The following is a 16,227-nucleotide window of genomic DNA, read 5'->3' as shown; positions in this document are numbered from 1 at the left end:
AACCTAACCGAAAATGAAAACTGGAATAATAACTGGATGTAGCAGGGGCATTGGATTGGCCACGGTTGACTTACTGACTAATGATGATGACATAAAAATTATTGGCACCTCAACTTCGGGTAATTGTTCCATTTCAAAACCAAACTTTGAATGTTATAGACTAAATCTTTCTGAAAGTGAATCGATAACCGACTTCATTAATATGTTTGGAAATACAAAAATTGATTTTCTTGTTAATAATGCTGGTATTTTATTAGAAAACTGGAATGAATCTGCAATAAACATAGACCACTTAAGACAGACATTTAATGTGAATCTATTCGGAACTATTGAGCTTACTGAAAAGCTAATTTCTAATTTTAATGATAACGGACAAATTATCAATATTACTTCCGATTGGGGTTCGTTCAGCGAAAAGAATTTTGATGAATTTCAACCACACTATAAAATGTCTAAGTCTGCATTAAATATGTACACAAAACTACTGGCAAAAAGACTTGAAAAACAAAATATCATTGTTTCTTCTTTTGACCCGGGATGGACGCAAACAGATATGGGCGGAAATAATGCCTCAAGAAAACCAACAGATGTGGCAAAAGATATTAGAAATTTATTAAGTAGCAATCCTGAAAGTGGTCATTTTTGGCATCGAGGGAAAATTAGAGATTGGTAAAAACGCAAAAATTAGCTATTCTTTTTACCTTCATTTTCAATGACCTCAGACATGTAGTAGAGCTTTTTTAAACTTCGCTTTAATAGGGTGAACCGGTACACCCCAATAGCAAAAAACACAATGCTAAACACCAAAGCCGTAACCGCTAAATACTGAAAATCAGGGTAAGTTTTTATTTGAAAAAGCGCAATACTTCCCAAAAGCAAATACAGTGAAGACCTGATGTAAGACAGCAAAGTGCGTTCGTTGGCCAAACGGGTACGCTCTATAGCCAAATAATCTCTTAAAATAACTTCTTGGTCGGGTTTAAAGTCGCGCCCAAAATGTAGAAGTCTCATTTTTTTCAACTTTACCGGTGCTTTCATCAGAAGGTGTACTTTTAAAGTTTACCCATAAAAATACACAATTTTTCAGGGAATATACCTTCTACTTTACATCAAGGCCTTTTCATTAGGATTTTAAGAAACAATCCTTAAAATCGATAAAAAAAACGCCAAAAAGCAAAATTTAACACTTGCATACAGCTTTAACGTTATTTTAAGACAATTAACCATTAACTTTAAAACTTAAACTAATAATTCAAAAAAATATGAAAAAGCCAGCGCTTATCCCATTGATTGTTTTAGCATTTACCTTAGTATTTTCAATTCAGGCCAATGCCCAAAAGTTTACAAAACTTGATAAAAGTCCGCTAGACATTGCCTATTATAAAACAGACCGCAATGCCCCGCCCATGATAAAAGTTATTTACAGCCGTCCGCAACTTAACGGCAGAGATATGAGTACCTTAGCTCCAACAGGAAAAGTTTGGAGAACCGGAGCAAATGAGGCCACCGAAATTAAGTTTTATAAGGACACTAAATTTGGAGGGAAGGAAGTAAAGGCAGGCACTTACTCTCTATATACCATTCCCGGCGAAACCGAATGGACTATAATTTTAAGTAAGGACACTGATGTTTGGGGAGCCTACGGCTATTCTGAAAGCAATGACGTGTTAAGAACTACTGCGCCAGTTAGCCAAGGTGAACCCATTGAGGCCTTTTCCATAGCCTTTAATGACAATGCCATGCATTTGGCTTGGGGGACAACAAGGGTTGCCATTCCAGTAAGCCAATAGCACAAACAAAAAGAGACTTGAAATTTCAAGTCTCTTTTTTGTTAAGGTATATTTAAATACTTGTGGGTTTGCAACGACACTTTCCACTTGGGGTATTTCATCACGTAATCCACAATTTCAGGAATAATCTTGTCACGTTTGCTCCATTCGGGCTGCATATACAAAATACAGTTTTTGTTTACTTTGACGGCCTGTTCTTCAGCAAAACGAAAATCGTCTTTGTTATAAATAATCATTTTAAGTTCATCGGCCTTACTATAAATTTCCTCTGTGGGCAACTTCATCTTTTTTGGAGATAAGCAAATCCAGTCCCAAGTACCTGTTAATTTATAAGCGCCTGAAGTTTCGATATGAATCTGCATGCCCTCGGCCTTTAGCTTTGCGGTCAACATGGTCATATCCCAAGTTAAAGGCTCACCACCTGTTACTACGATGGTATCACTATATTTTTTGGCGTTTTCAACAATTTTAGACGTTTCTGTAGGTGGGTGCAATTCGGCATTCCAACTTTCTTTAACATCGCACCAATGGCAGCCCACATCGCAACCGCCAATCCTAACAAAATAGGCCGCTGTGCCTTTATGGAATCCTTCACCCTGTATAGTGTAAAACTCTTCCATAAGCGGCAACATTTCGCCTTTGTTTACCAATTCTTGTATCTGTAAATTCATAAGTGTGCAAAGATAAACCATTGTTATTTAATTGTAATACGTTTTATATGCCTAGTTTTTATTTGATTTCACATAGATTATCTATTTTTATAAAAAATTACGCGTATGGGTAAAACAGAGGAATTTTTTAAATACATCACCGAGGGCAATGCAACAAAAGGCGATTTTATACCTGTTGGATCCGCTATCTTGGATGATGAAACCATTACTGGGGCACATGTAAAAATCCCTTTAAAAACCATGAACCGCCATGGGCTGATTGCTGGTGCAACGGGTACAGGAAAAACAAAATCGTTGCAGGTTTTAGCTGAAAATTTAAGTGATAGGGGCATTCCCGTATTGTTGATGGACATAAAAGGCGACTTGAGCGGTTTGGCACAGCCAAGCCCGGGACATCCAAAAATTGACGAACGCCACGAAAAAATAGGCTTGCCTTTTGAAGCCAAATCGTTTCCTGTTGAAATATTAACCCTCTCGGAACAAGATGGCGTGAGGTTAAGGGCCACCATAAGTGAATTTGGCCCGGTTTTGCTATCACGGATTTTAGATTTAAGTGAAGCCCAATCTGGTGTTGTTGCCGTTATTTTTCAATATTGTGATGACAATAAACTGCCTCTTTTAGATTTAAAGGATTTCAAAAAAATATTGCAATACGCCACCTATGAAGGTAAAAAAGAATTCGACGATGCTTATGGTAGAATTTCCACAGCCTCAACAGGTGCCATTTTAAGAAAAATTGTAGAGTTGGAACAGCAAGGTGCCGATTTATTTTTTGGCGAAACCTCTTTTGATGTTCAAGATTTGATTCGCGTTGATGAAAATGGACGTGGATACATTAACATCATTAGGTTGACCGATATACAGGATCGCCCTAAACTATTTTCAACCTTTATGTTAAGCTTGTTGGCTGAAATTTATTCTACATTCCCTGAGCAAGGCGATGCTGATAGGCCAGAGCTCATCTTATTTATTGATGAAGCCCATCTAATTTTTGACGAAGCTTCAAAAGCATTGTTAAATCAAATTGAAAGCATTGTAAAACTCATTAGAAGTAAAGGAGTTGGTCTGTATTTTGTCACCCAAAACCCAACCGATGTACCAGAAGCCGTTTTAAGTCAGTTAGGTTTAAAAATACAACACGCTCTTAGGGCATTTACCGCTAAAGACAGAAAGGCCATTAAGCTAACTGCCCAAAATTATCCAGATTCAGATTATTACGACACCACCGATGTTTTAACCTCATTGGGTATTGGCGAGGCTTTAGTTTCCGCTTTGGATGAAAAAGGTCGCCCCACCCCACTGGCCGCAACCATGATGCGTGCCCCAATGAGCAGAATGGATGTATTGACCGATGCAGAGTTGGGCCAACTCCTTTCAAAATCCAAACTGGTAAAAAAATACAACGAAACTGTCGATCGGGAAAGTGCCTATGAAATGCTGAACGATAAAATAGAACGCGCCGAGGCTGAAGAGGCCCAAGAAAAGGCTAGACAAGAAAAAGAGGCATTGAAGAAAGCGGAATCTAACAAAAGAACTTCTTCAACTCGAAGAAGCACAAGAATGAATCCAGTGATTAAAGTTTTGACCAGTGCCACCTTTATTAGAAGTGTTTTTGGTATCTTAACCAAAGTGATGAAAAAATAAGTCGGCAACCAACATTTAAACAATTTAACAAACCTAAATCCATTTTATGCGCTTATCTATTTTAGGCTCAATGGCGATAATCATTTTATTCGCTAGCTGCAAAAAAGAACAAAACCCTTTTGAAATTGGGAAACAACATATTGGCTTTTTAACTGATTCTACCCAAGTTAAAGACTTAAAAACCATTTTTGCTGCAGACTCCATCTCTAAATTTATTAGCGGCGATGAATTTGCTGGGAGCACCAATACTATTGAAATTTTTGAAAAAGGAGGTAAAAAGCGTTTGACGCTAACACCCAAACATGCTTTGGATTCTACCTCAACCATTAGAAGTGTCCGTATTCTTGATGAACGTTTTAAAACTAAAAAAAACATTAGTACATTAAGCACCTTTAAGGACATAAAGGACAGCTACAAAATATCTAAAATCAGTAATTTGATTAATTCTGTAGTTGTTGCCATTGATGGCATAAACGCTAGTTTTACCATAGACAAAAAAGAACTACCAGCCAATTTAAGGTTTGATATGGATTTAAAATTTGAAGCCACTCACATTCCTGATAATGCAAAAATTAAATACTTTTTTATAAATTGGAATAATTGAAAAACTTTTAAATGAATCCATTTTTAGCCAAACTATTAGTTGATGCCGCACGTAAAAGGCTTGAAAAAAAACAAGCTGGAGAGCCCGTGAGCAAAAAACAAATAGTGCCTTTGGTGAGAAGGTTTCAAGTGGAGCTCGCACATGCCGTTAAGGAGTATATTTTTATTGTTATTGGGGTTTTTTCAGCGGGCTTTGGCTTAAAAGGATTCTTATTACCTAACAAATTTATAGATGGTGGAGCAACTGGTATTTCATTATTACTGGAAAACATTACTTCGTTAGAATTGGGCCTTTTGCTGTTAGTGGTTAACCTGCCTTTTCTAATTTTGGCTTATAGAACCATTGGAAGCAAATTTGCTTTAAAAAGTATAGCTGCTATTGCCCTTTTGGCCGTTGTTGTTCATTTTGTAGAGTACCCAACAATAACAGACGACAAACTGCTAATCGCTGTTTTTGGTGGGTTCTTTTTAGGTTCAGGAATAGGAATGTCCATGCGTGGCGGAAGCGTTATAGATGGCACCGAGGTTTTGGCCATATTTTTAAGCAGGAAACTATCACTTACCATTGGAGATGTCCTTTTAATCATCAATATTATAATATTTTCGGCGGGCGCTTATATTTTATCTATTGAAACAGCGCTCTATGCCATTTTAACCTATTTGGCCGCCGCCAAAACAGTCGATTTTGTTGTTGATGGCGTTGAGGAATATGTTGGCGTAACAATCATATCAAATAACCATGAAGAGATTAGGGTTATGTTAATTGAAAAGTTACGTAGAGCTTGTACTATTTATGCGGGAAAGGGTGGATTTGGCAGCCATGGAAAAAGTTATGACAAAGACATCATTTATACCGTAGTAACTCGATTGGAACTCCCAAGGCTGCAAACAGAGATTGACAAAATTGACAAAAAAGCGTTTATCATTATGGGCATAGTTAAAGATTTAAAGGGTGGCATGATAAAAAGAAAACCCATGAAAGATCATTGACGATTGACGATTGACGATTGACGATAAAAAAAGAATATCTTGACAAAAAAAAAATACACCATACAAAATGCTCCGTTTGTTGTTCCTACAACAGATGGAAAAATCATTAAAGAACATTTTGGCTTGGCCACGGACGGGAATTCAAAAATCAGTATTGCCCATATGAAAGCTCCTGCAGGATGGAGCGAACCCTTTCAAACCCCAGAATTTGACGAATACACCTTTGTCATTAAAGGGAAAAAACAATTTATCATTGAAGGTGAGACCGTTGTTTTAGAAGAAGGACAATCCATTAAAATTGAAAGGAACACTAGGGTTCAATATTCCAATCCATTTACCGAAGTTTGTGAATATATTGCCATTTGCGCACCTGCATTTTCTATGGATTTAGTAAACAGAGAAGGTTAATGAACCAAATAAAAATTGTAGGGTCGGCCATTAACGCCTTAAGTTATTTTTCATCAGACTTAGCCGCCAAACTTGCCATTAAAATCTTTTCTACCCCTCGAAATGCCAAGTTAAACGAAGAAGGCATTCAATATTTAAGCTCAGCTGAACAAATGGATGTAACATGTGATGGCTTTCAGGTAAAAACTTACCAATGGAAAGGCAACCACAAAACTGTTTTATTGGTGCATGGTTGGGATAGTAATTCATTTAGATGGAAAAACTTCATTGAACTTTTAAAACAAGACGACTACAATATCATTTCTATTGATGCCCCAGCACATGGAGCTTCAGGAAGCAAAATATTCAATGCACCACTATATGCCAAGTGCCTAGACGTGGTTATAAATCAATATAAGCCTGAAATTGTTGTTGGGCATTCGGTTGGAGGAACAGCCATTGTTATTGCCCAAGAAACGCACAATCTTCCGTCCATTGAAAAGTTAGTTTTATTGGGAGCCCCTTCAAATCTAGGCATTTCAGTAAAAAACTATACAACGATGATGGGGTATAACCACAGAGTTGCAGAGGCCATGAACCGTTATTATTTGAAATATTTTGGCCATTTACCAGAATATTATTGCGTTGAAAATTTCTATAGTAACATTAATGCAAAAGGCCTCATTATTCACGATAAAAAAGACCAAATTATTTCCTTTAGGGAAGCTTTGGATATTAAACGTGTTTACAAAAATTCTGAATTGGTTAAAACCAACGGATATGGCCACAGGTTACGATCTGAAAAAGTCTACCAACATATTTTAGACTTTTTAAACGCTTAAGTTTATTGTATTTTTGAGCCATGGCAGAAACCGAATTAAAACGAATCAACAAATATTTAAGTGAAGTTGGCTATTGCTCTAGGCGAGAAGCCGACAAACTTATTGATGCCGGTAGGGTTACTATAAATGGCGTTGTCCCAGAAATGGGAACCAAAATTGCGCCAAACGATGTGGTTGCTGTTGATGGTAAGGAAATAAAAAACACTAAAGAGGAATTTGTCTATTTGGCCTTCAACAAGCCCATAGGTATCGTATGTACTACAGATACTTCAGTTGAAAAAGACAACATTATTGATTATATAAATTATCCAAAACGCATTTTCCCTATTGGGAGATTGGATAAACCTAGTGAAGGCTTAATTCTTCTTACTGACGATGGTGATATTGTAAACAAAATTTTGCGTGCTAGTAATAATCACGAAAAGGAATACATCGTTACTGTTGACAAACCCATTTCGCAAACCTTTATTGAACGAATGGCCGGTGGAATTTATCTTGAAGATTTGAAAAAAACCACAAAAAAATGCAAGGTTGAAAAACTTGGGACCTATAAATTCAAAATTATTTTGACCCAAGGCTTAAATCGTCAAATCAGGCGCATGTGCGACTATTTGAACTACGAAGTACAAACCCTGAAACGGGTGAGAATAATGAACATTAAGCTTGATTTTCCTATAGGCCAATATAGAGAACTGACCGAGGATGAATTCAAAATTCTAAGTGAACATATCTCCAACTCCTCAAAAGAATATAAGCCTCAAAAAGAAAGACGAAAGCATAAATAATCTTTAAAGAGCAGATACTCTCTGAATAAGGCTGCCATACAAAATACTGATTACAAATTATTTATAACGCCAACTGGTTAAATCAGCATCAGGAGGGGCAGATTCTAAAATACGCTTCATAATTTTTGGCACGTACATACTATTATAGCGCAATCTTGAAATATGGTTTGGATTTTCTTGATCCCCATTCCAGCAATGTTCAGCCCTATCTCCATAATCAACTTCACCTTCATAATAGGGATCTGTGGTACTTTCTAAAAAATCTTCCATGAGATACACGGCATTATTTAAATAGTAATTATCCATATCTCCACAATAGATATGAATTTTACCTTTTAATTTATCTCCCAATTTAGACCAATCACGTTCTAAGATATATCTTAAATCATGATTGTCTTTCCAATATTGCGCAACTTCATGGTCTATTTCACCAGACATTTTATCCCAAATTCTTTTAGGGTAACCGTCTTCTCCCTGTGGTGAATAGGTAGCTTCCCAAATATCGTATTGTCCACCAGACCTAGATTTATCTCCCAACACCAATTCCATGTGATTATAGTCTTTAACGGTTGCTGATACTTTGCCTAAATAATCTCTATGCCCTGGAACTTCCATAGTCTTGTGTTTACTTTTAGCATAATAGGCATTTTCATCTTCATAGATGTTTGTTAAGCAATAAGCCCTAAAATCTATAGGGTCTGGGCAAGCTGCAAAACAGCCATTGTACTCGTCTGGATATTTAACCTGAACTGCCAAAGCTTCCCAACCGCCTGTTGAGCCTCCGTACAAAAAGCGCGACCACCCTTGGCCCTGACCTCTAAACATCTTTTCAATATAAGGGATGAGTTCATAGGTGATGGCGTCACCAAAAGGCCCTTGACTAGCCGAGTTCACCGCATAGGAATCATCATAATAAGGTGTAGGGTGCTGTATTTCAATAATCAAAAACCTTGGGAAATTAGGTTCATTCCATCTCTTATAAAAATCATAGGCCTCTTGTTGTTGAATCTTATTATAACCATTAACATGGAATCTTTCAGAATAGTCAGGCTCTAAATTTTTATCCGGGGGAACGGTTCTAAACCCTCCAAAATCTGATGGAAAATGACCATGAAAAATCATTAACGGATATTTAGCCTCAGGATGCTCATTAAAGCCTTTTGGTAAAAGAACATGAGCACCTAAATACATATCACGCCCCCAAAACTTTGAAAGCAGTTCAGATTTTATCTTTATATGCTTTATCCAATCCGTATCCTCAGGTTCTTCTATTTTGGGAATAACTTTATTTAAAACAATATCAAAAGATTGATTTTCAGTATCTAAAACCGTTATTTTAACTGGTTCACTGTATAAATTTTCTGGAGAAATATTCCATTTCTGTCCTTCGCCATTATCCATAGGCAACTTTACTTGTTGACCAGTGGACAAATTAAACGTTTCATATTTATTCAACACAGCTTGAACATAATACTCTCCTGGCTTTAATTGAGATAATTGTTTGTAGGGAAAACCAAATACTGAATCATCAAAATTATAGGAATGATTTCCATTCCATTCCTCAACATTCAACCCAAAAATTGGTTGCGCGTTTAATCCTTCGCTTACCTGAAAACGGGGTTCTGAAGCATCATTGTCAGCAATAATTAACAGCAGCCTACCATCGTATTTTTGACTTGATAAACTGTCTGATAAGCTAACATTGAATGTGAGTTTGGATTTAGTATCGGACTTACAACTAAAAAAAGAGAAACTTACAATTAACAGTATACATTTTAAAGATTTCATAGGAACAGAAATTTTTAAAAAGATAGTTAATTATAATAGATAAAAAAACTATTCTAAAAAAAGAAATAACCCTAGTCTCGATGGCTTTTGCGTTCTCTGGCCAAGAGTGTGTTTTTTAGGAGCATAGCAATCGTCATTGGTCCAACACCACCCGGTACCGGCGTAATGTAACTTGCTTTTTTGCTAACGCTTTCAAATTCCACATCTCCTGCCAATCGGTATCCATTCTTTTTGGTTTGGTCTGGTACTCGGGTAATGCCCACGTCGATAATAACGACGTCCTCTTTCACCATATCTCCTGTTAAGAATTCAGAAATCCCAATGGCAGCAACAATTATATCGGCTTCTTTGGTAATTTCCTTTAGATTTTTTGAACGACTGTGTACAACAGTGACCGTGGCATCACCTGCCTTACGCTTTTGACTCATTAAAATACTAATAGGGCGACCAACAATATGGCTCCTGCCCATAACGACAACATTTTTACCAGAAGTCTCAACCTGATAACGCTCCAACAATTCAAGAATTCCAAAGGGTGTAGCAGGCAAAAAAGTTGGCAAATCCAAAGCCATTCTTCCAACATTCACAGGGTGAAAACCGTCTACATCCTTATCTGGATCTACAGCCATTAGCACCTTTTGCTCATCAATTTGTTCGGGCAAAGGCAATTGAACTATAAAACCATCAATATTGTCATTGGTATTTAACTCATTAATTTTATCGAGTAATTCTTCTTCAGAAGTATATTCTGGTAATTCTATAAGTGTAGAATTAAAGCCAATACGCTCACATGCCTTTACCTTAGCGCTCACATAAGTCATACTTGCGCCGTCAGATCCCACTAAAATTGCAGCCAGATGAGGCACTTTTTCACCTTTGGAAACCATTGCCTTTACATGTTCTGCAATTTCCTCTTTAATGTCGTTACTTACTTTTTTTCCGTCTAGAATGGTCATGTATTGTAGATTTTAGAACTTGGTATTAGCCTATGGAAATAAACTTATAATTATTAAAATTAGCGCATGTTTTTCATCATTTGCATCATCTTTTTACCCCCACCGCCTTGCATCATCTTCATCATTTTGCTCATTTGGTTAAATTGCTTTAAAAGCTGGTTCACCTCTTGTACTGAAGTACCTGAACCTTTACCTATTCGCTTTTTTCTACTACCATTAATTATTGAAGGGTTAGAGCGTTCTTCTGGAGTCATGGAATGAATGATGGCCTCAATACCTTTAAAAGCATCATCATCAATATCAACATCTTTTAGCATTTTTCCAGCACCGGGAATCATACCCATAAGGTCTTTCATATTCCCCATTTTTTTGATTTGCTGGATTTGCTTTAAGAAATCGTCAAACCCAAATTGGTTCTTGGCAATTTTCTTTTGAAGTTTTCTAGCTTCCTGCTCATCAAACTGTTCTTGGGCACGTTCAACCAAAGATACCACATCACCCATGCCCAAAATACGATCGGCCATACGTGATGGATAGAACACATCAATAGCTTCCATCTTCTCGCCCGTACCAATAAATTTGATGGGTTTATTAACAACAGATTTAATGGAAATGGCCGCACCACCTCGCGTATCACCATCTAATTTGGTCAGGATAACCCCATTAAAATTCAAGATATCGTTGAAAGCTTTTGCTGTATTAACTGCATCTTGACCCGTCATGGAATCAACAACAAACAAGGTTTCTTGAGGCTGGATAGCTTTGTGGATATTTGATATTTCGGTCATCATTGCCTCATCAACAGCCAATCGACCAGCGGTATCTATTATTACAACATTAAATCCGTTAGCTTTTGCATGGGCAATGGCCGCTTGCGAAATAGCAACGGGATCATTATTCCCTTTATCGCTAAATACCTCAACACCAATTTGATCTCCAACAACATGTAACTGATCTATCGCAGCAGGACGATATACATCGCACGCCACTAGTAATGGTTTTTTAGTCTTTTTATTTTTTAGATAATTAGCAAGCTTACCAGAAAATGTTGTTTTACCAGAACCCTGTAAACCTGACATTAAAATAACACTCGGGTTGCCCGACAGGTTTATACCTTCGGCATCACCACCCATAAGTTCAGTTAACTCGTCTTTAACGATTTTAACCATTAACTGCCCAGGCTGAAGTGTGGTCAATACATTTTGACCCAATGCCTTTTCTTTAACCTTATTGGTAAAATCCTTAGCAATTTTAAAGTTAACATCGGCATCAAGTAATGCGCGACGTACTTCTTTTAAGGTTTCGGCAACGTTTACTTCCGTAATGCTTCCATGCCCTTTTAAAACGTGTAAGGCCTTATCTAATTTATCGCTTAAATTATTGAACATAATTCTTCTTCATTTTAAGAGTTGCAAATTTAATGATTTGAAGCGTATTATGGCAAGAAACATAACACAATGTGCATATAAAAAAAGCTGCCAAATTTTGACAGCCTTTATAAAAGGACACTTAACTAATTAGCCTAACCAACCGAATGAGGCAAGTACCCTTTTTAACTAATTAAACTTTCTTTTCCAACACCAAAATTCTTTCTATCTCGCCACTGGCGTTTAAATCTTTTAATTCAATTCTGTTTGGCAAAATCTCCTTTATTTTCCATCTGTGGTTTAACTGATTGAATGGTTCATTGTCACCAAAATATAATCCTAGGTTTAAGCCTTCTTTTCTGTAAGACAACCAAGCACCACCAAAAGTACCATTATTAGGATCGGTAACTACTACTCTACCTGATATTCTAAAATCTAAAGTGTACATGAAGAAAGGCTCTGGGTTGTTATTACCGGCAACATGATATGCAGCAACTTCCCACAATCCGTTTGTTAATACATCATCAATGTAGTTTAAATCACCATCACCGTCTGGGCAATGTCTTTCAAGTATCATTTGATTGTTTAGATTTTCCAATTTAATCAAATCTTCTTGCAAGAAAGTGATTAACCACTCGAGTTGTAAATTAGGCCTTCCGTCCAAAGTGATTTGCAAAATGAACCCAATGTTTCTTATACCTATTTCATAAGTACCTTCAACTAACTCGCCGTTTACTCTAAGTTTTACAACATTGTTTGCATAGAATTTTAATGGCGTACCAATGTAGTCTGATACATTATCAACACCGTCAACATTTAGGCGAGCTACACGCCACATACATGCTTGCAAGAAGTTTTCGATACGTTCTTTTGTAATATCAATAACCACATCACAATTTTTCTTCATGATGATTCTGTTACCACCTTCTTCATAAAGTTTGATTTTTCCATACTCAATGTCGTAAACAATCCACTCTAGAGTAAAGTCCGCCAGATTTTCAAACTCCATTTTTAATAAAGCTCCTCTATCAGTAACACGTGTGCTCCAAGTACCTGTTAAAATATCACCACCTCTGGCGCGCATAACAACCACACCATCTTCTTTAAAGTTTAGGGCATACTCTTTAAATTCAGCGGTATTGTCTTGGTTATCTCTTTGGTATTCCCAGACAACCCATGGACATAGTTTTAAATATTCATCTAAACGCTCTTTAGTGAAATCATCATCTCCATAATCATTATCATCATCTTCATCACAGGCATCTTTGGCTTCTCTAATGGTTGCGGCCAATTCTTGGTTACTATGAACTTCTACCGTTGTTCCATCAGCATATTCAAGGGTGATGGGGAAATTAATACTTGCAATAACTTCTGCATTTTTTACACGTTTGATGAAACGGTACAACTGTCTGTCGTTTTCTATTTGAACAACATCAATAATTTGAAACTCCTTATTGAATACCGAAAATGAAATAGGGTACTGAAAATCGATACATTCAATATCATCATCTGGTTCATTTTCACCTCTACACTCTTTAATTAATTCATCTAGGGCAGCACGATTTTCGATAACAATTTCCTCGTGATTGGATAAAATAATGGTAATAGGGAACACGATATCACATCGATCTACATCATCGTCAAATTCTTTGAAAATAGCTTCAATAACGTGAAAATCTTCTGTAGAGTTGATAATAATTTCAAGTCCGTTCACAATAACGGTAACCGGCAGTTCAACAGATAGACAACTGGCACCGTCAATGATATTGTCGGCAGATCCGTCCATTATAGAAGTGGAGAACATTAAGGTAGTCAATTCAGAATCGGGGGCTAGGCCTTCACTTTCGTCAACAGGAGTAATATCTACTTCTTCCTGTTGACAAGAAGTGAACAATAAAAGGGCAAAAAAAGGTATTAATAATAACGTTTTAATGTTAGTTTTCATGGTAAATGATTTTGGGTTAAACATAGCTTTTTTATTATAAAACAGGATAACTTTAAAAATTCCTACCCTGTATTTGCATTTTTTTTATTTTAGTGGCACCAACTACCAATAACCATGGGGAAACAGCTGCATGAAAATATTTGTGAAGAACATTTATTTTCTTCCATATTCAATAAATATTCAAAAGACTTACACAATTTCCTTTACTATAAGTTCGGCGATTTACTTAACCCAAAAGATAAAGTGCAGGAAGCTTTCATTAAACTCTGGGAAAACTGTGCAAAAATAACACCCAATAAAGCCAAGAGTTTTGTGTTTACCACGGCCAATAATTTAATGCTCAACGAAGCTGCCCACCAAAAAGTGGTTTTAAAGCATCAGAAAACCAAACCAAAAATGAGCACCAACGAAAGCCCCGAATTTTTAATGCAGCAAGCTGAATATAATGACAAACTGCAAAAAGCATTGAGCAATTTAACCGAAGCCCAACGCGAAGCTTTTATGATGAACCGCGTTGAAGGTAAACGCTTTAAAGAAATAGCAGAACTTTTGGATATTTCTACCAAAGCCGTGGAAAAACGTATTTATGGTGCTTTGGAAAAATTAAGGCAGGACATTAAGGAACTATAAAAAGTGGAAAAAACATTGTTTGAAATCACCAAAATGGATTGTCCTTCGGAGGAGAACTTAATCCGGATGAAATTGCAGGGAGTTTCAGGTATTAAAAATATGCTATTTGATATTCCCAACAGAAAATTGACCATTTATCATACTGGTGGGATTGAACAAATTGAAAAATTATTGGGTGAGCTTAAATTAGGTGATAAAAAAATAAAGACAGAACAAACCGAAGAAATCAATTTTGCTGAAAACTCAAATCAAAGAAAACTACTTTGGACCGTTTTAGGCATTAATTTTCTGTTTTTTGTTTTAGAAATGGTTACCGGAATTTTCTCCAAATCCATGGGGTTAGTTGCCGATAGTCTAGATATGTTGGCCGATTCTTTTGTTTATGGACTTAGTCTTTTGGCAGTCGGCAGAACCCTATCAAGAAAAAAACAAATAGCAAAACTTGCAGGATATTTTCAAATAACCTTAGCTGTTATCGGCTTTTTGGAGGTTTTGAGGCGGTTTATTGGAACAGAAAAACTCCCAAACTTTTCTACCATGATTATCGTTTCCATTTTTGCCCTGTTAGCAAATGGTATTTGCCTTTATCTATTGCAAAAATCCAAGAGTAAAAAAGAAGCACATATGAAAGCCAGCATGATTTTCACTTCAAACGATATTATAATAAATTTAGGTGTTATTTGCGCTGGGCTTTTAGTTAATTGGCTCAATTCCAACAAACCTGATTTAATTATTGGAACCATTGTATTTGTTTTGGTCATTCAAGGGGCTATGCGCATTTTAAAACTCGGGAAATAACCCCTAAATCTTGCCTCAATTTTTTAAAGGGCAAAAAATTTTTTAAAGGTAGGGTAGGAAAAAATAAAACTTAACTGTTATATAGTTGAATAAGCAAATGATGAATAGAGAAGAACTCATATCGAAATGGTTGGACAACAACCTAAATGATCAAGAACTTAAGGCTTTTAAAAACCTTGAGGATTATGATGATTTAGTGAAGTTAGATACTAGTTTGCAGGCTTTTAAAGTAGATAATTACGATACTTCTAAAGAACTGGAAAACGTATTATCTTTTATTAAAAGCAAAAAACAAACCAAAACACATTGGTTTAAACCACTCATGCGCGTGGCCGCTATTTTGGCCATTTGTTTTGGTTTGTACTATTACACCACAACTTTAGATACGACCATTTCTACCGAATATGCTCAAAAAACAACCATAGAATTACCTGATGCATCTAGTGTTTCCCTCAATGCTAAATCCATTTTGGTGTATAATAAAAAGGACTGGAAACATGACCGTGAAGTTGAACTTCAAGGAGAAGCCTTTTTTAATGTTGCCAAAGGATCATCATTTAAGGTAAACACAACATCTGGAACCGTTACGGTTTACGGAACTCAATTTAATGTGAAACATCGGGACAATTATTTTGAGGTTATTTGCTACGAAGGACTTGTTGGGGTAACCTACAATTCTCAAGAAACAAAATTAAAACCTGGAGACAGTTTTTTAATTATTGATGGGAAAACAATTGCTAAAGAAAAAGAGCACCTCACCATGCCTTCGTGGTTAAATAACGCCAGTACATTTAAAAGCTTACCTTACAAAGTTGTTATTGCCGAATTTGAAAGACAATACAATGTTGATATTACTTTATTGGGCATAGATTCCACCCAATTGTTCACAGGTAGTTTTACACACGACGATATTGATGTTGCTTTAAAATCAATTACCTTACCTTTACATGTAACCTATAGTAAAACCAACAATACTATCACATTAAAGCGTGAATAGAAGCTATATTCTTTCTATTATTTTTTCCTTAATT

Annotated in this window: 17 protein-coding genes; 11 read left to right on the top strand and 6 right to left on the bottom strand. The window is 36.3% G+C overall.

All coding sequences use genetic code 11. The features are described from left to right. Positions 1 to 13 precede the first annotated feature (13 nt). Positions 14 to 673, top strand: coding sequence for an SDR family NAD(P)-dependent oxidoreductase (locus tag ACB104_RS08865; RefSeq protein ID WP_370478003.1), 660 nt, complete (start codon positions 14 to 16; stop codon positions 671 to 673). An 11-nt stretch (positions 674 to 684) separates the two neighbouring features. On the opposite strand, the gene ACB104_RS08860 is transcribed toward ACB104_RS08865, so the two are convergent. Then, positions 685 to 1,011, bottom strand: a complete 327-nt coding sequence (locus tag ACB104_RS08860) for a DUF202 domain-containing protein (protein WP_370478001.1) — start codon at positions 1,009 to 1,011, stop codon at positions 685 to 687. Positions 1,012 to 1,262: 251 nt separating this feature from the next. On the opposite strand from ACB104_RS08860, the gene ACB104_RS08855 reads away from it, so the two are divergent. Continuing rightward, positions 1,263 to 1,790, top strand: coding sequence for a DUF2911 domain-containing protein (locus ACB104_RS08855; protein ID WP_370478000.1), 528 nt, complete (start codon positions 1,263 to 1,265; stop codon positions 1,788 to 1,790). Between the two features lie 41 nt (positions 1,791 to 1,831). On the opposite strand, the gene ACB104_RS08850 is transcribed toward ACB104_RS08855, so the two are convergent. Beyond that, positions 1,832 to 2,461, bottom strand: coding sequence for a 7-carboxy-7-deazaguanine synthase QueE (locus ACB104_RS08850; protein ID WP_370477999.1), 630 nt, complete (start codon positions 2,459 to 2,461; stop codon positions 1,832 to 1,834). A gap of 105 nt (positions 2,462 to 2,566) precedes the next feature. Here ACB104_RS08850 and ACB104_RS08845 point away from each other — a divergent pair, with 105 nt between their 5' ends. From ACB104_RS08845 to rluF, 6 genes are read left to right on the top strand one after another with little or no spacing between them, the layout of a single operon-like run. After that, positions 2,567 to 4,105 carry a helicase HerA-like domain-containing protein gene (locus ACB104_RS08845; RefSeq protein WP_370477997.1) on the top strand — a complete coding sequence of 513 codons (1,539 nt, stop codon included), beginning with the start codon at positions 2,567 to 2,569 and terminating at the stop codon, positions 4,103 to 4,105. 46 nt (positions 4,106 to 4,151) lie between these two features. Further along, positions 4,152 to 4,709: a hypothetical protein gene (locus ACB104_RS08840; RefSeq protein WP_370477996.1), complete on the top strand. Its 558-nt coding sequence runs from the start codon at positions 4,152 to 4,154 to the stop codon at positions 4,707 to 4,709. Positions 4,710 to 4,720: 11 nt separating this feature from the next. Beyond that, complete coding sequence (locus tag ACB104_RS08835; protein WP_370477994.1) at positions 4,721 to 5,698, top strand: YitT family protein; 978 nt, start codon at positions 4,721 to 4,723, stop codon at positions 5,696 to 5,698. A 39-nt stretch (positions 5,699 to 5,737) separates the two neighbouring features. Then, positions 5,738 to 6,106 carry a cupin domain-containing protein gene (locus tag ACB104_RS08830; protein WP_370477992.1) on the top strand — a complete coding sequence of 123 codons (369 nt, stop codon included), beginning with the start codon at positions 5,738 to 5,740 and terminating at the stop codon, positions 6,104 to 6,106. Continuing rightward, complete coding sequence (locus ACB104_RS08825) at positions 6,106 to 6,927, top strand: alpha/beta fold hydrolase (protein ID WP_370477990.1); 822 nt, start codon at positions 6,106 to 6,108, stop codon at positions 6,925 to 6,927. Before ACB104_RS08830 ends, ACB104_RS08825 begins: the two co-directional genes overlap by 1 nt. Positions 6,928 to 6,947: 20 nt before the next feature. Continuing rightward, complete coding sequence (rluF, locus tag ACB104_RS08820; protein ID WP_370477988.1) at positions 6,948 to 7,712, top strand: 23S rRNA pseudouridine(2604) synthase RluF; 765 nt, start codon at positions 6,948 to 6,950, stop codon at positions 7,710 to 7,712. A gap of 57 nt (positions 7,713 to 7,769) precedes the next feature. Here the strand turns inward: rluF and ACB104_RS08815 are convergent, their stop codons facing one another. The 4 genes from ACB104_RS08815 to ACB104_RS08800 all read right to left on the bottom strand — a co-directional run bounded on the left by ACB104_RS08815 (position 7,770) and on the right by ACB104_RS08800 (position 13,768). Further along, on the bottom strand, positions 7,770 to 9,500 hold the full coding sequence (locus ACB104_RS08815; protein WP_370477987.1) for an alpha/beta hydrolase-fold protein: 1,731 nt from the start codon (positions 9,498 to 9,500) through the stop codon (positions 7,770 to 7,772). Positions 9,501 to 9,571: 71 nt separating this feature from the next. Beyond that, a complete protein-coding gene (folD, locus tag ACB104_RS08810; protein ID WP_370477985.1) occupies positions 9,572 to 10,456 on the bottom strand; it encodes a bifunctional methylenetetrahydrofolate dehydrogenase/methenyltetrahydrofolate cyclohydrolase FolD in 885 nt (294 codons plus the stop codon). A gap of 59 nt (positions 10,457 to 10,515) precedes the next feature. Next, entirely contained in the window at positions 10,516 to 11,844 is a 1,329-nt protein-coding gene (gene ffh / locus ACB104_RS08805) for a signal recognition particle protein (RefSeq protein WP_370477983.1), read from the bottom strand. A 172-nt stretch (positions 11,845 to 12,016) separates the two neighbouring features. Then, positions 12,017 to 13,768, bottom strand: coding sequence for a hypothetical protein (locus ACB104_RS08800; protein WP_370477982.1), 1,752 nt, complete (start codon positions 13,766 to 13,768; stop codon positions 12,017 to 12,019). A gap of 114 nt (positions 13,769 to 13,882) precedes the next feature. On the opposite strand from ACB104_RS08800, the gene ACB104_RS08795 reads away from it, so the two are divergent. The 3 genes from ACB104_RS08795 (at position 13,883) to ACB104_RS08785 (ending at position 16,193) form a co-directional block, all read left to right on the top strand. Beyond that, on the top strand, positions 13,883 to 14,398 hold the full coding sequence (locus ACB104_RS08795) for an RNA polymerase sigma factor (RefSeq protein WP_370477980.1): 516 nt from the start codon (positions 13,883 to 13,885) through the stop codon (positions 14,396 to 14,398). A 3-nt stretch (positions 14,399 to 14,401) separates the two neighbouring features. Next, positions 14,402 to 15,196 carry a cation efflux transmembrane domain-containing protein gene (locus ACB104_RS08790; protein WP_370477978.1) on the top strand — a complete coding sequence of 265 codons (795 nt, stop codon included), beginning with the start codon at positions 14,402 to 14,404 and terminating at the stop codon, positions 15,194 to 15,196. Positions 15,197 to 15,281: 85 nt separating this feature from the next. Next, positions 15,282 to 16,193 carry a FecR family protein gene (locus ACB104_RS08785; RefSeq protein WP_370477977.1) on the top strand — a complete coding sequence of 304 codons (912 nt, stop codon included), beginning with the start codon at positions 15,282 to 15,284 and terminating at the stop codon, positions 16,191 to 16,193. Positions 16,194 to 16,227: the final 34 nt, after the last annotated feature.

This window comes from Tamlana flava (assembly GCF_041287255.1).
In the GTDB taxonomy this organism is placed as follows: domain Bacteria; phylum Bacteroidota; class Bacteroidia; order Flavobacteriales; family Flavobacteriaceae; genus Tamlana; species Tamlana flava.
This window is presented reverse-complemented; position numbering and strand designations above follow the sequence as displayed.